The sequence below is a fragment of the Pseudomonas sp. PA1(2017) genome (assembly GCF_001945375.1).
Taxonomy (GTDB): domain Bacteria; phylum Pseudomonadota; class Gammaproteobacteria; order Pseudomonadales; family Pseudomonadaceae; genus Aquipseudomonas.
The window spans coordinates 56,352-76,730 of sequence record NZ_MSXU01000012.1; the positions used below are offsets into that span (position 1 = coordinate 56,352).

Consider the following 20,379-nt stretch of genomic DNA (forward strand, 5'->3'; position numbering starts at 1 on the left):
CGACCGCGATGGAGCCTCGGCTCTCATCGCCTATATTTTCGGGGCCTGCCATGGCAGGCCCTGGCTCTTTAAAGACAGCTCGAGAACTCGCTATGACACTCAAGACCATCGAAGGTACTTTCATCGCTCCCAAGGGCCGCTTCGCCCTGGTGGTCGGCCGCTTCAACAGCTTCGTGGTCGAAAGCCTGGTCAGCGGCGCGGTCGATGCCCTGGTTCGCCACGGCATCAGCGAAGACGACATCACCATCATCCGCGCTCCGGGTGCCTTCGAGATTCCCCTGGTCGCCCAGAAAGTCGCCCAGCGCGGCGAGTACAGCGCCATCATCGCCCTCGGCGCAGTGATCCGTGGCGGCACCCCGCACTTCGAATACGTGGCCGGTGAGTGCACCAAGGGCCTGTCCCAGGTCTCCATGGAGTTCGGCGTGCCGGTCGCCTTCGGCGTGCTGACCGTCGATTCCATCGAGCAGGCCATCGAGCGTTCCGGCACCAAAGCCGGCAACAAGGGCGCCGAAGCTGCCCTGTCCGCTCTGGAAATGGTCAGCCTGCTGGCGCAGTTGGAGGCCAAGTGAGCCAGAACGACAACAAGCCAGCCAAGAAAGGCCCGAGCCCCAAGCTGCTGGCTCGCCGTCAGGCGCGCACCCTGGCCATGCAGGCCCTGTACTCCTGGCACATCGCGGGCCAGGCACTCAACGAGATCGAAGCGCAGTTCCGCGTCGACAACGATTTCAGTGCGGTCGACGGCGCTTACTTCCACGAGATCCTGCACGGCGTGCCGCGCCAGAAGAGTGAGATCGACGGCCTGTTCGAGCCGCTGCTCGACCGCCCGCTGGACGAGATCGACCCGGTCGAGCTGTCCATCCTGCGCCTGTCCACCTACGAGCTGCGTAACCGCATCGACGTGCCGTACCGCGTGGTGATCAACGAAGGCATCGAACTCGCCAAGGTGTTCGGCGCCACCGACGGTCACAAGTTCGTCAACGGCGTGCTCGACAAGCTGGCGCCGACCCTGCGCGCCGACGAAGTCCGCGACTTCAACAAGCGCTGAGTGTTTTGGGCGAGTTCGAACTGATTCGTCATTACTTCGCCGCAGCCGCCTGTGCACAGGCGGCCGATGGTGTGGTGCTGGGAATCGGCGACGACTGCGCCTTGCTCGAAGTGCCCGCCGGCGAACAACTGGCGGTGTCCACCGATACCCTGGTCGCTGGCGTGCATTTTCCGGCCGATGCGCCGGGACGCCTGCTCGGCCAGCGCGCCCTGGCCGTCTCCGTCAGTGACCTGGCCGCCATGGGCGCCGCGCCCCTGGCGTTCACCCTGGCGCTGACCCTTCCTGACGTTTCTCCCGACTGGCTGGCCGAATTCACGGCCGGGCTGGAAAGCATGGCGCGCCAGTGTGGCGTACGCCTGGTCGGCGGCGACACCACCCGCGGGCCGCTGAGCCTGACCCTTACCGTGTTCGGCCGCGTCCCGGCTGGCCAGGCGCTGACCCGCGCGGGCGCCCGTCCGGGCGACCTGCTGTGCGTCGGCGGCCCGTTGGGCAATGCGGCCGGCGCGCTGCCGTTCGTGCTGGGCGAGCGGGCCGAGCAAGCCGGTGCTGCCGAGCTTCTGGCCCACTACTGGTCGCCCATGCCGCAGCTGCAGCTGGGCCAGGCCCTGCGTGGCATGGCCACGGCGGCGCTGGATATCTCCGACGGCCTGCTCGCCGACTGCGGGCACATCGCCCGGGCGTCCGGCGTCGCGCTGTTCGTCGAGCAGCAGCGCCTGCCGCTGTCGGCGGCTCTGCTGGCTTGTGTGGGTGACGAAAGCGCACGTCAGTTGGCGCTTGGGGGTGGCGACGACTACGTGCTTGCCTTTACCCTGCCTGCCGAGAAACTGGACGTGCTGCGCGCCATGGGCCAGCCTGTACAGGTGATCGGTCGGGTCGAGGCCGGACAGGGCGTGCACCTGCTGGACGCCGGAGGCCACGCCATCGAGCCACGGTACAGTGGCTACCAACATTTCGGAATGCACCGTGACTGATCATCCCAAGCAAGTCCCCGCCGAATTCGTGCCACCTTCCGTATGGCGCAACCCGTGGCATTTCCTGGCCTTCGGCTTCGGCACCGGCACCATCGCCAAGGCGCCGGGTACCTGGGGTTCGCTGGCCGCCGTGCCGTTCATCCCGCTCTGGCAGATGCTGCCGGACTGGGGCTACTGGCTGATGCTGGGCGTGACCATGGTGTTCGGCGTGTGGCTGTGCGGCAAGGTCGCCGACGACCTGCGCGTGCATGACCATGAAGGCATCGTCTGGGACGAGATGGTCGGCATGTGGATCACCCTGTGGCTGGTGCCCGAGGGCTGGGGCTGGGTGCTGGTGGGGTTCCTGATGTTCCGCTTCTTCGACATTCTCAAGCCGTGGCCGATCCGCTGGATCGATCGCCACGTGCACGGTGGTTTCGGCATCATGCTCGACGACGTTCTGGCTGGGGTCTTCGCCTGGCTGGCCATGCAGCTGCTCGTTTGGGGCTGGGCCAATGGCCTAGCCTCCAACCTGGGCTTTGGCTGATCAGGAGGCAGGATGATGCGTGCGCTATGGCTGGCTCTGTTGTTGTCCTTCGGTGTCTGCGCTCAGGCGAGCGGTGACGTGCCGGCCAGCATCCGAATGGCCAGCGACGTGTGGGTCGATCGCATCAACCCCGACGGCACCGGTATGTCCTGGGACATCCTGCGCCTGGTCTTCGAGCCCGCCGGCGTCAAGCTGGAAATGCAGATCGTGCCCTATACCCGCTCCATCGGCCTGGTGAAGCGCGGCGAGGCGGACGCCTGGGTCGCCTCCTACCAGAACGAGGTCAGTGGCGGCGTGGTGTACCCGAGCTGGCATTACGATTCCGACCTGATCAGCGCCCTGAGCCTGGCGGCCAAGGCTGCGCCGGACCAGGCCGAGCTGCGCCGCTCACGTCTGGTGTGGATGCGCGGCTACGAGTATCAGCGCTACATCCCCGGGCTGACCCATTACAACGAGCTGCAGCGGCGCAGTGGCATCCTGTCGATGCTCGACCAGGGCCATGCCGATTACTACATCGATGCCCGCCCAGAGGTCGAGCAAACGCTCGCTGGCGCCAACGATCCCGGCAAGTATCGGGTGACCGACCTGCTGCGCCTGCCGCTTTACATCGGTTTTTCCGATACGCCACGTGGGCGCGCGCTGGCCAAGCTGTTCGACCAGCGCATGGCCGAGCTGGTTGAAAAAGACGAGCTGCGTGCGGTCTTCGAGCACTGGGGCCAGCATTACCCTTTCGAATAGCTGGGAGAGGCACGGATGCGTCGAGTAATGATGGTCATGGCAGGCTTGTTGGCGGCGCCGCTGTTGCTGGCAGCCACACCGGTTCAGGTGGTCGGCCTGTTTCCCGGCGCGGCGGTGGTCTCGGTCGACGGCCAGCGCAAGCTGGTGCGCGTCGGTCAGACCGGTCCCGGCGGCGTGCAGGTGGTCAGCGTCGACAGCCGCAGCGCGGTGCTGCGCGTCGATGGCGTGGAGCGCAGTTACGGCCTGAGCCGTGAATACAACACCGAAGGTTTTGCGGCCCCACAGAAACAGACCCTCAGCATCGCCCGCAGCAATGGCGGCCACTACTGGGCCGAAGGCGCGATCAATGGTCGCGCCCAGCAATTTCTGGTCGATACCGGCGCCACGTCGGTGGCCCTCAATGAAAATCATGCCCGCCGCCTGGGTATCGACTACCGCACCCGCGGCCAGCCGATCCAGGTCAGCACTGCCAGCGGCACGGCGCAGGGTTGGCGGGTGACCCTCGACAAGGTCAGCGTCGGCTCCCTGCAGGTCATGGGCGTCGAGGCGGTGGTGCTCGAGGGTGCCTCGCCCACCGAAGCGCTGCTGGGCATGAGCTTTCTCAATCGCGTCGGCTGGCGGGTCGAGAACAACCTGCTGGTGCTCGAATCGCGCATCTGAATCTGGGCGCCATGGGCGGGCGCCCCTATCGTCTTAGAGCCTGTTCATAATCTTTAAGCCCAGGTTCGGCGATTTTGGCGGCTAAGTGGCGGGAGCGGTCGTTATTCGATCCACTGTAGGAGCCGCGACCTCGCGGCGATTCGCTCAGGCACCGCCGAAATAGGCAGTCAGGCTGCAATCGTTTCGCCCCGAGGTCGGGGCTCCCACAGATTGGTTTGAGTGGCTGCTTCTGCCTTGTAGTTGCCGCTTCATGCGCAGATAAGACTTTGAACAGGCTCTCAGTGCGAGTCGTCAGCGCTGGTCTGCGGCGTGCCGCGGTACAGCCGGCTGACTAGCGGGCCGATGGACAAGCCCTGGAGCAGGATCGAGGTGAGCACGACGATGTAGGTCAGGCTCAGCAGCAGATCGCGTTCCTCGCCGAGCGGCAATGACAACGCCAGTGCCACCGACACGCCACCGCGTAGCCCGCCCCAGGTGAGGATGCGGATCGCCCCGTGGGACACCTGGCGACGCCCGCCGGCACGCCGGCGCATCACGAACACCGCTGGCGCCACCGTCAGCAGGCGCGCCACCAGCACCGCACCGCCGAGCACGAAGGCGGCGATGATGTGCAGCCAGGAGAACGGCAGGAGCAGCAGCTCCAGGCCGATCAGGGCGAACAACAAGGCGTTGAGGATCTCGTCGATCAGCTCCCAGAAACCGTCCACATAGCGGCGCGATTCGTCCGACATGGCGTGCTTGCGGCCCAGGTTGCCGATGATCAGGCCGGCCACGACCATGGCGATCGGCCCGGAAACGTGCAGCCGCGCCGCCAGTGCCGCGCCGCCGAATACCAGCGCCAGGGTCAGCATCACCTCGACCTGATACTGGTCGATGCTGCGCAACATGAGCAGCACGCCATAGCCCAGTGCGGCGCCGAACAGCAGGCCACCCACCGCTTCGTGAACGAACAGCCAGCTCACCGTGCCCAGGGTCGGCGTGCTGCCCAGTTGCAGGATGCCGAGCAGGATGGTGAACACCACCACCGCGGTACCGTCGTTGAACAGTGACTCGCCGACGATGGTGGTGGCCAGTGGCTTGGGCGCGCCGGACGATTTGAGGATGCCCATCACCGCAATCGGGTCGGTCGGCGAGATCAAGGCGCCGAACAGCAGGCAGTAGATGAACTCCACGTGCCAGCCGAACAGGGCAAAGATGTAGTAGGCCAGGGTGCCGATCACGCTGGTGGCGATCAGTACGCCGACAGTGGCCAACAGGCCAATGGGCCATTTGTAGCTGCGCAAATCATGCAAGTCGACGTGCAATGCGCCGGCGAACAGCAGAGCCGGCAGGAACCAGGTCATCAGGATGTCGGAGAAGTCGATGCGGCGGATGATTTCCTGCGCCTCGATCTCGATCAGTGGATAACCGAGCTGGCTCAGGCCCTGGGCGATCAGCGAGAAGATCAGCGCGGTGGCCATCACGCCAATGGTCGGCGGCAGGCGGATGAAGCGGTAGTTGACGTAGGTAAGCAGCGTGGTAAGGACGATGAAGGCGGCAACGAGGTCGAGCACGGGGTCTCCTTTGACGGCTGATGTTCGCCATCCCGGCGAACACCCTGGAGCCCCGATGATACCTGGCTTGTAACCGGATATGTTGCAGCATCGGCCCGCCGGCCCATGGCAGAACGATGGCAAAAAGGGGGAACCGAAGCGGCGCTACAGGGTCGAGTAAACATGGGTCGGAAGGCTGCAGGGCGCGTGCGCCCTGGCAAGAGGGGCATCGCGTGACGATGTTCCAGCCTCCGGCATTGGAGGGCCGATGCGCAATGCATACGGCCAGCTCGACACGCCAACGGCGGTCGTAAACTGGAGTCGAAATATGCTGAAAAGCTTCGGCAAGGTGCTGCTGGGCGCTGTTGCGCTGATCGCAGTACTGGCCTTGCTGGTCCACTGGATCACCCCGGCGGTGCTCGCGCAGCACCGCGAAGACCTCATCTATTACCTGCAGGCGCACCTGTTCCTGGTGTTCGTGTCGATGCTGGCGGCCCTGGCGGTTGGCATTCCGGCCGGTATCCTGCTCAGCCGTCCTGGCCGCGAGCACAGCGCCGAGCGCTTCATGCAGGTGTTCAACGTGGGCAACACCGTGCCGCCGCTGGCGGTGCTGGCCATCGCGCTCTCGGTGGTCGGCATCGGCAACGGCCCGGCGGTTCTCGCCTTGTTCCTCGCCTCGTTGTTGCCCATCGTGCGCAATACCTACGAAGGTCTGCGCAACGTGCCGGGTTCCCTCAAGGAAGCCGCCACCGGCATTGGCATGACGCCGCGTCAGGCGCTGTGGAAGGTCGAGCTGCCCAACGCGGTGCCGATCATCGTCGGTGGCATCCGTGTGGCGCTGGCACTGAACGTCGGTACGGCGCCCCTGGTGTTTCTGATCGGCGCCAACAGCCTCGGCAGTCTGATCTTTCCCGCCATCGCCCTGGAAAACCAACCCCTGCTGATTCTTGGCGCCGCTGCCACGGCTCTGCTGGCGCTGCTGCTCGACGGCCTGGTGGCTGCCACCAGTCGTTTCTGGTTCGAGCGTGGGGTGGCCCGTTGAAGGAAAAGATAATGAAGTCTCTCGTTCTATGCTTCGGCCTGCTGCTGGCAGCGACCAGCCAGGCTGCGGAAATTCGTATCGGTGCCAAGGTGTTCACCGAGCAGGTGATCCTCTCCGAACTGACCGCGCAGTACCTGCGCCCCCACGGCTACCAGGCGCGCATCGTCGGCAACCTGGGCAGCACCATCGCCTGGAACGGCATGAAGAGTGGCCAGCTGGACCTGACCTGGGAATACACCGGCACCTCGCTGGTGGCCTACAACAAGGTCACCGAGCGCCTCGACAAGGAAGCCGCCTACCAGCGCGTCAAGGAGCTGGATGCCAAGAGCGGCGCGATCTGGCTGGCGCCCTCGCGCTTCAATAACACCTACGCTCTGGCGCTGCCGGAGAAGGTCGCCGAGGAGAATCCGGATATCCACACCATCAGCGACCTCGCCCAGGCCCTGAAAACGCCGGGCAAAGGCAACCGCCTACTGGCGCTGGACATCGAATTCGCCAATCGCTCCGACGGCCTGGACGGGCTTGTCAAAGAATACGGCCTGACCTTTACGCGCAACGAAATCCGCCAGATGGATCCGGGCCTGGTCTACACCGCGCTGCGCAATGGCCAGGTGTTCGTTGGCCTTGTGTACACCACCGACGGCCGCCTGGATTCCTTCGGTTTGCGCCTGCTCGAGGACGACCGTAAATACTTCCCGGACTACACCGCCGCACCGGTGGTCAACGCCGACTACCTCAAGCAGCACCCGGAGCTGGAAGCGCTGCTCAAGCCGCTCGCCGAGCGCCTGGACGACGCCACCATGCGTCGCCTCAACGCCCGCGTCGACGTGGATCGCGAAACGCCCGCTGCAGTGGCCGCCGACTTCCTGCGTCAGGAAAAACTGATCGGGGAGGGCAATTGACATGGATTTCATGACCGCTTTCCAGCATATCGACTGGGGCCAGGTGCTCAGCCTGACCGTAGAGCACATCGCCCTGGTCGGCATCGCCGTGGGCCTGGCGATTCTCATCGGCGTGCCGCTGGGCATTCTGATGACCCGTTTCCCCTGGCTTGCCGGGCCGCTGCAGGGCCTGGCTACCGTGGTGCTGACGCTGCCGGCCATCGCCCTGTTCGGTCTGTTGCTGCCGTTCTACTCGCAGTTCGGCCAGGGCCTGGGGCCACTGCCGGCGGTAACCGCGGTGTTCCTGTACTCGCTGCTGCCCATCCTGCGCAACACCTACCTGGCGCTGACCAGCGTGGAGCCGGGCATTCGCGAGGCGGGCAAGGGCATTGGCATGAGCTTCTGGCAGCGCCTGCGCATGGTCGATCTGCCGATCGCCGTGCCGGTGATCCTGGCCGGCGTGCGCACTGCCGTGGTGATGAACATCGGCGTGATGACCATCGCCGCCACCATCGGCGCCGGAGGCCTCGGCGTGCTGATTCTCACCGCCATCAGCCGCAGCGATATGGCGACCCTTTTCGTTGGAGCCGTGCTGGTGAGCCTGCTCGCCATCGTCGCCGACCTGTTTTTGCAGTGGCTGCAGAAAACGCTCACTCCCCGTGGCCTGAAAGCCGCCCACTGAGGACTCGAACATGATTCAACTCGACAAACTGACCAAGAAATTCCATCAGAAAGGCAAGGACGTCGTCGCCGTCAACGAAGTCAGCCTGACCGTCGACGAAGGCCAGATCTGCGTGTTCCTCGGCCCCTCCGGCTGCGGCAAGAGCACCACCCTGAAGATGATCAACCGGCTGATCGAGCCGACTTCCGGGCGCGTGCTGATCAACGGCGAAGATACCACCGGCATCGACGAAGTGACCCTGCGCCGCAACATCGGCTACGTGATCCAGCAGATCGGTCTGTTCCCCAACATGACCATCGAGGAGAACATCACCGTGGTGCCCAAACTGCTCGGTTGGGACAAGAAGCGCTGCCACGAACGTGCGGTGGAGCTGATGAGCATGGTGCAGCTGGAGCCCAAGCAGTACCTGTCGCGTTACCCGCGCGAACTGTCCGGCGGCCAGCAGCAGCGGATTGGCGTGATCCGCGCCCTGGCGGCCGACGCCCCGGTATTGCTGATGGACGAACCCTTCGGTGCAGTCGACCCGGTCAACCGCGACGCCATCCAGAACGAGTTCTTCCAGATGCAGCGCGCGCTGAACAAGACCGTGATCATGGTCAGCCACGACATCGACGAGGCCATCAAGCTGGGCGACAAGATCGCCATCTTCAAGGACGGCACGCTGCTCCAGTTCGATCACCCGGACACCCTGCTGGCGCACCCGGCTGACGATTTCGTCAGCGGTTTCGTCGGCCAGGACAGCACCCTCAAGCGCCTGCTGCTGATCCGCGCCGAAGACGCCGCCGACGATGCACCCTCGGTACTGTCCGAGACCAGCATCGCCGATGCCGTGGAGCTGATGGAGGAGCATGACCGCCGTCACCTGGTGGTCACCGACGCTGGCAAGAAGGCCCTGGGCTACGTTCGCCGTCGCGATATGCGCGGGCAGGGCGGCTCGGTGCAGCCCTTCGTGCAGCCGTTCAACGCCACCGCCGCCCACGACGAACACCTGCGCATCCTGCTGTCGCGCATGTACGAGTTCAATCGCTCGTGGCTGCCGGTGCTCAGTGCGGAGAACGACTTTCTCGGCGAGGTGACCCAGGAGTCCATCGCCGACTACCTCAGCTCCGGCCGCTCGCGGGGCAAGAGCAGCATCGTCTCGCCGGCGGAGCAGGTCGCCAGTTGACGAGCTGCCCGAAGCCGGTCGTGTATGGCCGGCTTCGGGCTTACCCTCACGTTCAGGCCTGCTCGAAGATCACGTAGACCTTGCGGCATGGCTCCAGCACTTCCCAGGTGCCGGTGAAGCCGGCCGGGATCACGAAGCGGTCGCCGGCGCGCACGGTCTTGGCATTGCCATCGCCGTCGCGCAGCACCGAGACGCCCTGGAGGATTTCGCAGTATTCGTGCTCGGTGTAGGTCACCGTCCACTGGCCGACCTCGCCCTCCCAGATGCCGGTGTTGAATTGCCCGCAAGGGCTGGCGTAGTGGTTGCGCACCTGCTGCTGCGGGTCGCCCTTGAGGATCTTTTCGGCAGCGGGGCGGTAGCTTTCGGTGCTACCGGTGCTTTGCGCGAAATCGACGATCTGCTGGATATTCATATTCGCTTCCCTGGTCAACGTGAACGTACGTCGATCTTCCCATGGCCACTGCAGGCCAGGGGCGGCGCGGCGTAACGATTTGTTCGAGTCTATGTTTAAAAAAATGAACGCAGCAAGGGCGTTTGCCCACCAAGTGTCAAGAATATTGAAAATCCTGCGAGCGCTGGTTTAGTGTGGCTCGCAGTTTTCGGCCCTTGGCGGCCACCGTAGGCGGCCACGCGCCTCCACCGACGAAAGAGGATGATCAGATGACCCGTTTGACCCGTACCGACTGGGAGCAGCGTGCAAAGGATCTGAAAATCGAGACCCGCGCCTTCGTGCAGGGGCAATACCAGGCTGCACAGAGCGGTGAAACCTTCGAATGCATCAGCCCGGTCGATGGCCGGGTACTCGGCCGGGTCGCCAGTTGCGACCTGGCCGACGCCGAACTGGCGGTCAAATCGGCGCGAGCCGCCTTCGATTCCGGCGTGTGGTCGCGTATCGCTCCGGCCAAGCGCAAGGCCAAGATGATCCGCTTCGCCGAGCTGCTGATGGCCAACGCCGAAGAGCTGGCGCTGCTGGAAACCCTCGACATGGGCAAGCCGATCAGCGATTCGTTGGGCATCGATATTCCAGCGGCGGCCAACGCCATTCGCTGGAGCGCCGAGGCGATCGACAAGGTCTACGACGAAGTCGCGCCTACGCCCCATGACCAGCTCGGCCTGGTGACCCGCGAGCCGGTTGGCGTGGTGGCAGCCATCGTGCCGTGGAACTTCCCGCTGTTGATGTCCAGCTGGAAGCTCGGCCCAGCCCTGGCCACCGGTAACTCGGTGATCCTCAAACCCTCCGAGAAATCTCCGCTGACCGCCATTCGCGTCGCTGCCCTGGCCATCGAAGCGGGCATTCCGGCCGGCGTATTCAACGTGCTGCCCGGTCATGGCCATACCGTGGGCAAGGCCCTGGCGCTGCACATGGACGTCGACACCCTGGTATTCACCGGCTCCACCAAGATCGCCAAGCAGCTGATGATCTACGCTGGCGAGTCGAACATGAAGCGCGTGTGGCTGGAGGCGGGTGGCAAGAGCCCCAATATCGTCTTCGCCGATGCGCCGGACCTCAAGGCCGCCGCCGAGTCCGCTGCCAGCGCCATCGCCTTCAACCAGGGCGAAGTGTGCACCGCCGGCTCGCGCCTGCTGGTGGAGAACGCCATCAAGGAGCGCTTCCTGCCCATGGTGGTCGAGGCCCTGAAAGGCTGGAAGGCCGGCAACCCGCTGGACCCGGACACCAACGTCGGCGCGCTGGTCGACACCCAGCAGATGGACACCGTGCTGCGCTACATCGAAGCCGGCCACAAGGATGGCGCCAAGCTGCTGATCGGCGGCAAGCGCACCCTTGAGGAGAGCGGCGGCACCTACGTCGAGCCGACCATCTTCGACGGCGTGACCAATGCCATGACCATCGCCCGCGAGGAAATCTTCGGGCCGGTACTTTCGGTGATCGGCTTCGACAGCGCCGAGCAGGCCGTGCAGATTGCCAACGACACGGTGTACGGCCTGGCCGCAGCGGTGTGGACGGCGGATATCTCCAAGGCGCATCTCACCGCTCGCGCCCTGCGCGCCGGCAGCGTGTGGGTCAACCAGTACGACGGCGGCGACATGACCGCGCCGTTTGGTGGCTTCAAGCAGTCGGGCAACGGCCGTGACAAGTCGCTGCACGCCTTCGACAAGTACACCGAGCTGAAAGCCACCTGGATCAAACTCTGATCCTGCACGGATGAGGCTCGCCAGCCGGCGAGCCAGAGCAGACCGGCGGCCGGGCTCCTAGAGCCCGGCCGCTGTGCTTTTACGGGAGTCAGTAATGCGTTGGGGAACCTACTTCGCCGTCTGCGCGGCGGTGATCAGTATCGGTCTGGCCATGGGCGTGACCATGCCGCTGGTGTCGTTGCGCCTGGAGAGCTGGGGCTATGGCTCGTTCGCCATCGGCATCATGGCGGCCACGCCGGCCATCGGCGTGCTGCTGGGCGCCTCGCTGGCCGGTGGGCTGGCTTCGCGCTGCCCGACGCCGCGGCTGATGCAGTTCTGCCTATTGGCTGGCGCGTTGTCGGTCACCGGCCTGGCGCTGCTGCAGAGCTACGCCATCTGGATCGTGCTGCGCCTGCTGCTGGGCGTGACCCTGACCGTGGTGTTCATCCTCGGTGAAAGCTGGATCAACCAGCTGGCCGTCGAGAAGTGGCGCGGCCGCCTGGTGGCGCTGTATGGCACCGGCTATGCGCTGAGCCAGCTGTGCGGGCCGCTGCTGCTCAGCGTGCTGGGTACCGATACCGACCTGGGGTTCTGGTTTGGCGTGTCGCTGCTGATCGGCGGCTCGCTGCTGTTGATCGGGCGCACCGGCGCGCCAGTGGTCGATGCCCACAGTGCATCCGGGCGTGGCCTGCTGGTGTTCTGCCAGCGTATGCCGGCGATCGCCTGGGCGGTGATGCTGTTCGCAGCCTTCGAGGCGATGATGCTCACCCTGCTGCCGATCTACGGTCTGCGCCAGGGCTTCACCCAGGAAGTGGCGTTGTTCATGGCCAGCGTGGTGGTGGTCGGCGATGCCGCGTTGCAATTGCCCATCGGCCTGCTGGCCGATCGCATCTCGCGGGTCACGTTGTTCCGGGCCTGTGGCGTGGTGCTGCTGTTCTCCAGCCTGGGCATTCCGCTGCTGTTGCACACGCCAGTGATCTGGCCGGTGCTGGTGCTGTTCGGCGCCAGCGCGGGCGGCCTGTTCACCCTGTCGCTGATCCTCATCGGCGAGCGCTTTCGCGATGATCAACTGGTGCGCGCCAATGCCCACGTGGCGCAGCTGTGGGGCATCGGCTGCCTGATCGGGCCGCTGGCCACCGGCGCGGTCAGCCAGTGGGTCAGCGGGCATGCGCTGCCGATGTTGATGGCGGTCGGCGCAGCGGCGTTCATCTGGCTGGCCTGGCGGCCCCGTGCCTTCGACGAGCAGGTGGCGCTATAGCATCTTCTCCAGGCCGATGGCCCGGGCGAACCAGGCGTTGAAGCGCCGCCAGCGGCTGCCTGGTTCCTCGGTGAGGACGAATTCCTTGCCGTCGTCCTCGCCGAGCCAGACCATTCGCGTCGCGCCGTTGGCGTCGTGCTGCAGGCGCACTTCGTAGCTGACCGATGGCTTCATGCCCTGCAGTGCCAGTTCGCGCAGGTAAGCAGCGAGCTTGGGGCTGTCGACCAGCACGCCGACCTCGGTATTCCACAGCACCGAGCGCGGGTCGACGTTGAAGGAGCCGACGAAGGATTTCTGCTTGTCGATGACGATGGCCTTGCTGTGCAGGCTGGAGTTCGAGCTGCCGCTGAAGCTGTAGGCCGGTGGGGAGTCCGCGCCCGGCTGGCTGCGCAGCTCGTACAGGCGCATGCCGTGCTCGAGCATTTCCTGGCGGTAGGGCGCGTAACCGCCATGCACGGCGGGCACATCGGTGGCCTCCAGGGCATTGGTGAGCAGGCGGATCTCCACGCCGTTGTCGGCCAGTCCGATCAGGTACTGCAGGCCGGCGGGGGCGGGTACGAAGTAGGCGGACACCATCACCAGATCGCTTTTTGCGCCCTGCAGGTGCGGCGCCAGCTGGGTGGTGAGCAGCAACTGCGGGTCCGGTTCGCCGCTGGCCAGCACCTTGCTCGGTGCATCCCACAGGGCGATGCCCGGTGCCCAGATCAGCTCGTCGAGCCACACCTTGAGCTTGGGGTCGTGCTGGTAGGCGAGCAGGCGTTCGTATAACTCCGGCTGTTCGACGCGGGCGGTGTCCAGGTAGTCGCGCAGGCCCTTGCGCGCCTTGTCGAGATCCTTCTGCGAGGGCTGGCGCCAGACGAATTCCTCGATGGGCTTGCTCAGCCGGCTGTTCCAGTACTGGTCGAAACTCTGCGCCAGGTCGCGGGCGACCGGGCCGATGGCGAGCATGTCGATGTCGGTGAAATTCATGTTCGGTTCGGCGTCGAAATACTCGTCACCCAGGTTGCGCCCGCCGACGATGGCCGCAGCACTGTCGGCCAGCCACAGCTTGTTATGCATGCGCCGGTGCTGTTGCGAGAGGTTCAGGCCGCGGCCGATCACCCGGGTGACTCCCGTCAGGCGGCCCAGGTGCAGCGGATTGAACACGCGGATCTGGATGTTCGGGTGGGCGGCCAGCAGGGCGATCCGGTAGTCCTCGCCGTCGCTGGTGGTGTCGTCGAGCAGGATGCGGATGCGCACGCCGCGGTCGGCGGCCTGCAGCAGCTCCTTGACCAGTGCGCGGGTGCTCAGGCCGTCGTGCACGATGTAGTACTGCAGATCGAGACTGTGCTGCGCGGCGCGAATCAGTTCGGCGCGGGCGGCGAAGGCTTCGTTGCTGGCCGGCAGCAGGCGAAAGCCGGAGTGGCCCTGATGCTCGGCGGCGCGCGCTTCGAGCCCGGCGCCGAACGACGACTCGGCCGCGGGAATGGCCTGGCTGGGCACGATGGGCACCTGGTTGGTACAGCCGCCGAGAATCAGCAGGGCGATAAAGAGCACGCGCAAGGGCACAGTTGCAGCCTCCAATCGGCTGTCCGGATGTGCTGATAGGACGCTGCTGCGCCGGGAAAGATTCAGTCTCTTGGCGGTGGTGACTCTTCCAGCATGGCCGCAACGGTTTCGCCCACCTTGCGCACCGCTGCCTCGATGATCGGGCTGGGGCGCGTGGCGTAGTTCATGCGCAGGCAATTGCGGTACTTGCCGGCGGCGGAGAAGATGCTGCCCGGTGCGACCTGGATCTTGTGCGCGGCCAGTTCGCGGTTCAGGCGCTGGCTGTCGAAACCCTCGGGCATCTCCACCCACAGCATGAAGCTGCCCTGGGGGCGGCTGACCCGCACCGAAGGCGGGAAGTAACGGCTGACCCAGTCGCTCATCTGTTCCAGATTGCGCGCGTACTGGCCGCGCATGCGACGCAGGTGCGGCTCGTAATGGCCGCCTTCGATGTACTCGGCCAGCGCCAGTTGCGGCAACTGCGCGGTGGCACCGGTGCCCATGTACTTCATGTGCAGCACCTGGTCGAGGTAGCGGCCGGGAGCGATCCAGCCGACGCGAAAACCGGGCGCCAGGGTCTTGGAAAACGAGCTGCACAACAGCACGCGGCCGTCGTCGTCATAGGATTTGATGGTGCGCGGGCGCGGGTAGTGAAAGGCCAGCTCGCCGTACACGTCGTCTTCGATGATCGCCACGTCGTGGCGCTGGGCCAGGGCCAGAAGAGCGCGCTTGTTGGCCTCGGGCATGATGTAGCCCAGTGGGTTGTTGCAGTTGGGGGTGAGTTGGATGGCCTTGATCGGCCACTGTTCCAGGGCCAGCTCCAGCGCCTCGAGGCTGATGCCGGTGAGCGGGTCGGTGGGCAACTCCAGGGCCTTCATGCCGAAGCCCTTGAGCGCCTGCATCACGCCGTGGAAGCTCGGCGAATCGACGGCAACGATATCGCCCGGCACGCAGATCGCCCGGATCGCCGCCGAAAGCGCCTCGTGGCAGCCGGTGGTGATGACGATGTCCTCGTAGGTCAGCTGGCAGCCGGAGTCCAGGGTCAGGCGGGCGATCTGCTCGCGCAGGCGCACGTCACCGTAGATGCTGCCGTAGGTGAGGGTGTGCAGATCCTGCTTGCGGCTCAGCCGAGACAGCGCGCGCAACAGGGGCTTGAGCGTGGGGCTGTCGATGTCCGGGCGGCCGCGACCCAGTTGGACGAAGTCATTGCGTGGTGACGGGGCGATCTGTTCCAGGACCTGGTCCCACTGCGAGACGTCCACGGGGCGTTGCGGCGCCCGGCTGATCTTCGGCAGCGCCGGCTTGTCCCGCCCTTGCGGAACGAAGTAGCCGGATTTCGGTTTCGGCAGCGCCAGGCCGCGATCTTCCAGATGGCGGTAGGCCTGCTGCACGGTGCTCAGGCTGACCCCGTGCTCCTGGCTCAAGGCGCGCACCGAGGGCAGGCGGTCGCCCGGCCGGTAGAGGCCCTGCTCGATGCGCTCGCCAATCAGGTCGGCCAGGTTGGTATAGAGGGTCATGTTCGCGCACCTGTATGCAAGAGAGCCAGTTGAACCATACAGATGGTCGTTTTTGAAACCATTCAGTTCAATCGATGGCTGATCTGTATGGATTTAATTCCCTTTCTGTGCATCTGTCATGCTTTTTCTCTGACCGCCATCATGATCTCCCATGACCTCGATGCGCAGGAGAGCGACATGAACGGGCTGAGCGATGTGCGATTGACCTTGAAAGGCAGCGAGCTGGAAGGCGGTAACGGGCTGCGACTGGCCGCGGTGCCGGCGCGCACGGCGATGACGCATCGCTGGCAGCGTTTCATCCGTCGCCTGACCACCCGGCGCGCGCTGCTCAAGCTCAGCGATGCTCAACTGCAGGACATTGGCCTGAGCCGCGAGCAGGCAGAGCGCGAAGCCACGCTGCCGTTCTGGAAACTCTAGACAGGTAGCCCGGCGTTGAGCGCAGCGATACCCGGGACTCATTGTTCTGGGTATCGCTGCGCTCAACCGCAGGCTAGCGGCGCTATCAGGCCAGTTCCTTGAGGCGGTGCCAGAGCATGCCCAGCGCCAGCAGGGGCGAGCGCAGGTGGCGACCGCCGGGAAAGGTCATGTGCGGCACCTTGGTGAACAGCTCGAAGCCGCCGCCAGCTTGCCCGGCGATGGCTTCGGCGAGCAGCTTGCCGGCCAGGTGTGTGGCATTCACGCCATGGCCCGCGTAGGCCTGGGCGTAGAACACGTTGGGTTGATCCTTGAGTTGACCGATCTGCGGCAGGCGGTTGGCGCCGATGCCGATCATCCCGCCCCACTGGAAGTCGATGCGCACGTCCTGCAACTGCGGGAACACCGTGAGCATCTTCGGGCGCATGTAGGCGGCGATATCGGCAGGGTCGGTGCCGGAATAGCGGCAGGCGCCGCCGAACAGCAAACGGCGGTCGGCGGAAAGCCGGTAGTAGTCGACGGCCACCCGCTGGTCGCAAAGCGCCATGTTCTGCGGGATCAGCGCGCCGGCCTGCTCTTCGCTCAACGGCTCGGTGGCGATGATGTAGCTGCCCGCCGGCAGCACCTTGCCGCCCAGGTTCGGGTTCAAATCGCGGATGTAAGCGTTGCAGGCCAGCACCAGTTGCGCGGCGCGTATCACGCCCTGGGCGGTGTGCACGCGGATCTCGCTACCATAGTCGATGCGCGTGGCCGGCGAATGCTCGAACAGCCGCACGCCCAGGCTTCGTGCCGCAGCAGCCTCGCCGAGTGCCAGGTTAAGCGGGTGCAGATGCCCGGAGCCCATGTCGATCATGCCGCCGACATAGCGGCTCGAACCGACCACTTCGTGCATCTGTTCCGGTTGCAGCAGGCGCAGCTCGTGGCGATAGCCGAGGCCCTTCAGTTCGGCGGCATCCTCGGCGAAGCCGGCCAGGTCGCGCGGCTTGTTGGCCAAGTCGCAGTAGCCCCAGGTCAGGTCACAGGCGATCTCGAACTGGGCGACTCGCCGCCGCACCAGCTCCACCGCTTCCAGGCCCATCAGTTTCAGTTCGCGCACGCCGTCCTTGCCGATCACCGATTCGAACTGTTCGACGCCATGGCCGACCCCGCGAATCAGTTGCCCACCGTTACGCCCGCTGGCGCCCCAACCGATGCGATGCGCTTCGACCAGCACCACCGACAGGCCTTTCTGGGCCAGCTCGATGGCCGTGTTCAGGCCCGAGAACCCGCCGCCGACGATGCACACGTCGGCGCGCTGCTCGCCTTGCAGAGTCGGCAGGTCGAGCTGCTGGTTGACGCTGGCGGCGTAGTAGGAGGGCGCATGCTCGGCGCTATGAACCGGCGGGTGGGCACGGGCGGTCATGTGCGAAATCCTGATTTCGGTGTAGGTAAAAATTGACGAAGCATAAGCGCGCATCCGCTGCAAGCCAACCGCCGATTGCCGAGCAGGCCGAGCTTTGCCTGGATTGAGGCGGCCTGTACCATGCCCGCCTGCCGTTCCAGAGCCCCTGACCATGAGTTGTACCAGCCGCAAGATCGACCTGTTGCGCCGTCAGATTCCGCGCTTCGAGTGCGTGCCGGGCTGCCATGATTGCTGCGGCCCGGTGACCGCCTCCTCCGAGGAAATGGCGCGCCTGCCGCGCAAGACTCGCGCCGAGCAGGACGCCGCCCTGGCCGAGTACAACTGCGTGCACCTGGGGCCGAACGGCTGTCAGGTGTACGACCAGCGCCCGCTGATCTGCCGGCTGTTCGGCACCACGCCGAAGCTGCCGTGCCCCCATGGTCGCGGGCCCGAGCAGCCCATCGAGGCGCATGTCGAACAGCAGGTGCACCAACTGATCGCCTCGACGCGACAGGTGCTCGTCTAGGTCACTCCGGTACGGGCAGCGCCAGGCTCTCCTTGACCTCTTCCATCACGATGTAGCTCTTCGACTCGCGCACGTGGGGCAGCTTGAGCAGGATGTCGCCGAGCAGCTTGCGGTAGCTGGCCATCTCGTTGATGCGCGCTTTCACCAGGTAGTCGAAGTCGCCGGACACCAGGTGGCATTCCAGCACGTGTGGCAGTTTGAGTACGGCGCGGCGGAAATCCTCGAAGGTGTCGCCGGACTTGTAGTCCAGGCTGATTTCCACGAACACCAGCAGGCTGGCCTTGAGGTTCTGCGGGTTGAGGCGGGCGTGATAGCCCATGATGATGCCTTCGCGCTCCAGGCGGCGGACCCGCTCGGTGCACGGCGTGGTCGACAGCCCGACCCGTTCGCCCAGCTCGGTGAAGGAGATGCGGCCATCCTCCTGGAGGATGCGCAGGATGTTGCGGTCGATCTTGTCCAGCTCGCGGCGGCTCTGGTGTTGCGTACGCATGCTCGGCACCTCTCCGTGAAAGGCTGATAAAGCCAGAATTCCCTTCGAATATACGAGTGTATACAGTGAAAAGCACTGCCATTCACTTTCTATACTGTACGCATCGACTTCTCAAATCGTAATACGCCAGTGCATCGTCGCGGCGAGGAGAACATCATGCGGGTTCTGGTGCTTGGTAGCGGTGTGATCGGTACGGCCAGTGCGTATTACCTAGCCCGCCAGGGTTTCGAGGTGGTCGTGGTGGATCGCCAGAACGGCCCGGCCATGGAAACCAGCTTCGCCAACGCCGGCCAGGTATCGCCGGGTTATGCCTCGCCCTGGGCGGCTCCGGGCATCCCACTGAAGGCGATGAAGTGGCTGCTGCAAAAGCACGCGCCGCTGGCCATCAAGCTGACCGGCGATATCGACCAGTACCTGTGGATGGCGCAGATGCTGCGCAACTGCACCGCCGCCCGCTACGCGGTGAACAAGGAGCGCATGGTGCGCCTGTCCGAGTACAGCCGCGACTGCCTCGATGAACTGCGCGCGGAAACCGGTATCGGCTACGAAGCCCGCCAGCTCGGTACCACCCAGCTGTTCCGTACCCAGGCGCAACTGGACAATGCCGCCAAGGATATCGCTGTGCTCGAGCAGTCCGGCGTGCCCTACGAGCTGCTCGATCGCGCCGGCATCGCCCAGGTCGAACCGGCCCTTGCCAGCGTCACCGACAAGCTGGCGGGCGCCCTGCGTCTGCCCAACGACCAGACCGGCGATTGCCAGTTGTTCACCCGTAAGCTGGCCGAGATGGCCAGCGCATTGGGCGTGCAATTTCGATTCGGCAAGAACATCCAGCGCCTGGATGTCGCCGGTGACCGCATCAACGGCGTGTGGATCGACGGCAAGCTGGAAACCGCCGACCGCTACGTGCTCGCCCTGGGCAGCTACAGCCCGCAACTGCTCAAGCCGCTGGGCATCCGTGCGCCGGTCTATCCGCTCAAGGGCTACTCGCTGACCGTGCCGATCACCAACCCGGACATGGCGCCGACCTCGACCATCCTCGACGAAACCTACAAGGTCGCCATCACCCGCTTCGACCAGCGTATCCGTGTGGGCGGCATGGCCGAGATCGCCGGCTTCGACCTGAGCCTCAACCCGCGTCGTCGCGAAACCCTGGAGATGATCGTCGGTGATCTGTATCCCCAGGGCGGTGACCTGAGCCAGGCGGATTTCTGGACCGGTCTGCGTCCTGCGACCCCCGATGGCACGCCCATCGTCGGCGCCACCCCCTATCGAAATCTGTTTCTGAACACCGGACACGGTACCCTAGGCTGGACCATGGCCTGCGGCTCCGGTCGCCTGCTGGCCGACCTGATTGCCAAGAAGCGTCCGCAGATCAGCAGCGAAGGCCTGGATATTTCCCGTTACGGTAGCCCCAAGGAGTTGAACAACCATGTCCATACAGCGCCTGCGAACTGAGCCGCGCCTGAGCGAAATCGTCATTCACAACGGTACCGTCTACCTGGCTGGCCAGTTGGACGAGAACCACAGCGACGGCATCGAAGCGCAGACCAAGGCGACCCTGGACAGCATCGATGCCTTCCTGGCCGAGGCGGGCACCGACAAGACGCGCATCCTGTCGATCACCATCTTTCTGAAAGACATCGACGACCGCGATGGCATGAACAAGGTCTGGGACGCCTGGGTACCGGCCGGCCACTCGCCGGCGCGCGCCTGCGTCGAGGCCAAGCTGTATTCGCCCGATGTACTGGTGGAAATGACGGTGATCGCTGCGCTGCCTTGACTGAAGGCCGGCTTGCGATCTGCCGAAATGATCCGACTGTGATAAGCGTTTTGCCGATCCGTCTGCTCTCACAAAGCGTCCACTGACAGTTTTTAATTCGCTCTGTGATTT

At 64.9% G+C, this 20,379-nt stretch carries 22 protein-coding genes; 16 read left to right on the forward strand and 6 right to left on the reverse strand.

The features are described from left to right. The first annotated feature begins 92 nt into the window (after window positions 1–92). Genes ribE through BVH01_RS17560 form a run of 6 tightly spaced genes read left to right on the forward strand, consistent with a single transcriptional unit; the run spans window position 93 to window position 3,940 of the window. Window positions 93–569 (forward strand): 6,7-dimethyl-8-ribityllumazine synthase, encoded by a 477-nt coding sequence (ribE, locus tag BVH01_RS17535; protein WP_075931540.1) that lies wholly within the window; start codon window positions 93–95, stop codon window positions 567–569. Further along, a complete protein-coding gene (gene nusB / locus BVH01_RS17540) occupies window positions 566–1,045 on the forward strand; it encodes a transcription antitermination factor NusB (protein ID WP_075931541.1) in 480 nt (159 codons plus the stop codon). The genes ribE and nusB overlap by 4 nt, the downstream gene beginning before the upstream one ends. 5 nt (window positions 1,046–1,050) lie before the next feature. After that, window positions 1,051–2,016: a thiamine-phosphate kinase gene (gene thiL / locus BVH01_RS17545; protein WP_075931542.1), complete on the forward strand. Its 966-nt coding sequence runs from the start codon at window positions 1,051–1,053 to the stop codon at window positions 2,014–2,016. After that, a complete protein-coding gene (locus BVH01_RS17550; RefSeq protein WP_075931543.1) occupies window positions 2,009–2,542 on the forward strand; it encodes a phosphatidylglycerophosphatase A in 534 nt (177 codons plus the stop codon). Before thiL ends, BVH01_RS17550 begins: the two co-directional genes overlap by 8 nt. Before the next feature lie 15 nt (window positions 2,543–2,557). Beyond that, window positions 2,558–3,280, forward strand: coding sequence for an ABC transporter substrate-binding protein (locus BVH01_RS17555; RefSeq protein WP_075931679.1), 723 nt, complete (start codon window positions 2,558–2,560; stop codon window positions 3,278–3,280). A gap of 15 nt (window positions 3,281–3,295) precedes the next feature. Then, window positions 3,296–3,940, forward strand: coding sequence for a TIGR02281 family clan AA aspartic protease (locus BVH01_RS17560; protein WP_075931544.1), 645 nt, complete (start codon window positions 3,296–3,298; stop codon window positions 3,938–3,940). Window positions 3,941–4,218: 278 nt separating this feature from the next. Here the strand turns inward: BVH01_RS17560 and BVH01_RS17565 are convergent, their stop codons facing one another. Beyond that, entirely contained in the window at window positions 4,219–5,493 is a 1,275-nt protein-coding gene (locus BVH01_RS17565) for a sodium:proton antiporter (protein ID WP_075931545.1), read from the reverse strand. 307 nt (window positions 5,494–5,800) lie between these two features. Here BVH01_RS17565 and BVH01_RS17570 point away from each other — a divergent pair, with 307 nt between their 5' ends. From BVH01_RS17570 to BVH01_RS17585, 4 genes are read left to right on the forward strand one after another with little or no spacing between them, the layout of a single operon-like run. Further along, the gene (locus tag BVH01_RS17570; RefSeq protein ID WP_075931546.1) at window positions 5,801–6,514 is read left to right on the forward strand and encodes an ABC transporter permease; all 714 of its coding nucleotides are present in this window, start codon (window positions 5,801–5,803) and stop codon (window positions 6,512–6,514) included. Window positions 6,515–6,525: 11 nt separating this feature from the next. Then, window positions 6,526–7,416 (forward strand): glycine betaine ABC transporter substrate-binding protein, encoded by an 891-nt coding sequence (locus tag BVH01_RS17575; RefSeq protein WP_075931547.1) that lies wholly within the window; start codon window positions 6,526–6,528, stop codon window positions 7,414–7,416. Between the two features lies 1 nt (window position 7,417). After that, window positions 7,418–8,077, forward strand: a complete 660-nt coding sequence (locus BVH01_RS17580) for an ABC transporter permease (RefSeq protein WP_075931548.1) — start codon at window positions 7,418–7,420, stop codon at window positions 8,075–8,077. A gap of 10 nt (window positions 8,078–8,087) precedes the next feature. After that, window positions 8,088–9,242 (forward strand): ABC transporter ATP-binding protein, encoded by a 1,155-nt coding sequence (locus BVH01_RS17585; protein WP_075931549.1) that lies wholly within the window; start codon window positions 8,088–8,090, stop codon window positions 9,240–9,242. Between the two features lie 52 nt (window positions 9,243–9,294). On the opposite strand, the gene BVH01_RS17590 is transcribed toward BVH01_RS17585, so the two are convergent. After that, window positions 9,295–9,654: a cupin domain-containing protein gene (locus tag BVH01_RS17590; RefSeq protein WP_075931550.1), complete on the reverse strand. Its 360-nt coding sequence runs from the start codon at window positions 9,652–9,654 to the stop codon at window positions 9,295–9,297. Window positions 9,655–9,902: 248 nt separating this feature from the next. On the opposite strand from BVH01_RS17590, the gene BVH01_RS17595 reads away from it, so the two are divergent. Both BVH01_RS17595 and BVH01_RS17600 read left to right on the forward strand, forming a co-directional pair. Continuing rightward, a complete protein-coding gene (locus tag BVH01_RS17595; RefSeq protein WP_075931551.1) occupies window positions 9,903–11,396 on the forward strand; it encodes an aldehyde dehydrogenase in 1,494 nt (497 codons plus the stop codon). A gap of 94 nt (window positions 11,397–11,490) precedes the next feature. After that, the gene (locus BVH01_RS17600; RefSeq protein ID WP_075931552.1) at window positions 11,491–12,633 is read left to right on the forward strand and encodes an MFS transporter; all 1,143 of its coding nucleotides are present in this window, start codon (window positions 11,491–11,493) and stop codon (window positions 12,631–12,633) included. Here the strand turns inward: BVH01_RS17600 and BVH01_RS17605 are convergent. After that, window positions 12,628–14,181, reverse strand: a complete 1,554-nt coding sequence (locus tag BVH01_RS17605; RefSeq protein WP_075931553.1) for a phospholipase D family protein — start codon at window positions 14,179–14,181, stop codon at window positions 12,628–12,630. The two genes, BVH01_RS17600 and BVH01_RS17605, sit on opposite strands and share 6 nt — an antisense overlap. A gap of 62 nt (window positions 14,182–14,243) precedes the next feature. After that, window positions 14,244–15,677, reverse strand: coding sequence for a PLP-dependent aminotransferase family protein (locus BVH01_RS17610; protein ID WP_075931554.1), 1,434 nt, complete (start codon window positions 15,675–15,677; stop codon window positions 14,244–14,246). A gap of 177 nt (window positions 15,678–15,854) precedes the next feature. Between BVH01_RS17610 and BVH01_RS17615 the strand changes: the two genes are divergently transcribed. Then, the gene (locus BVH01_RS17615; protein ID WP_075931680.1) at window positions 15,855–16,094 is read left to right on the forward strand and encodes a DUF1127 domain-containing protein; all 240 of its coding nucleotides are present in this window, start codon (window positions 15,855–15,857) and stop codon (window positions 16,092–16,094) included. 85 nt (window positions 16,095–16,179) lie between these two features. Here BVH01_RS17615 and BVH01_RS17620 read toward each other — a convergent pair whose 3' ends face one another. Then, window positions 16,180–17,493 carry an FAD-binding oxidoreductase gene (locus tag BVH01_RS17620; RefSeq protein ID WP_075931555.1) on the reverse strand — a complete coding sequence of 438 codons (1,314 nt, stop codon included), beginning with the start codon at window positions 17,491–17,493 and terminating at the stop codon, window positions 16,180–16,182. Between the two features lie 151 nt (window positions 17,494–17,644). Here BVH01_RS17620 and BVH01_RS17625 point away from each other — a divergent pair, with 151 nt between their 5' ends. Then, window positions 17,645–17,998 (forward strand): YkgJ family cysteine cluster protein, encoded by a 354-nt coding sequence (locus BVH01_RS17625; RefSeq protein WP_075931556.1) that lies wholly within the window; start codon window positions 17,645–17,647, stop codon window positions 17,996–17,998. Between the two features lies 1 nt (window position 17,999). Here BVH01_RS17625 and dadR read toward each other — a convergent pair whose 3' ends face one another. After that, a complete protein-coding gene (gene dadR, locus BVH01_RS17630) occupies window positions 18,000–18,488 on the reverse strand; it encodes a transcriptional regulator DadR (RefSeq protein ID WP_013789818.1) in 489 nt (162 codons plus the stop codon). A 156-nt stretch (window positions 18,489–18,644) separates the two neighbouring features. On the opposite strand from dadR, the gene dadA reads away from it, so the two are divergent. Next, window positions 18,645–19,943, forward strand: a complete 1,299-nt coding sequence (gene dadA, locus BVH01_RS17635; protein WP_075931557.1) for a D-amino acid dehydrogenase — start codon at window positions 18,645–18,647, stop codon at window positions 19,941–19,943. Next, window positions 19,918–20,268 carry a RidA family protein gene (locus tag BVH01_RS17640; RefSeq protein ID WP_075931558.1) on the forward strand — a complete coding sequence of 117 codons (351 nt, stop codon included), beginning with the start codon at window positions 19,918–19,920 and terminating at the stop codon, window positions 20,266–20,268. Before dadA ends, BVH01_RS17640 begins: the two co-directional genes overlap by 26 nt. The last annotated feature ends 111 nt before the right edge of the window (window positions 20,269–20,379 follow it).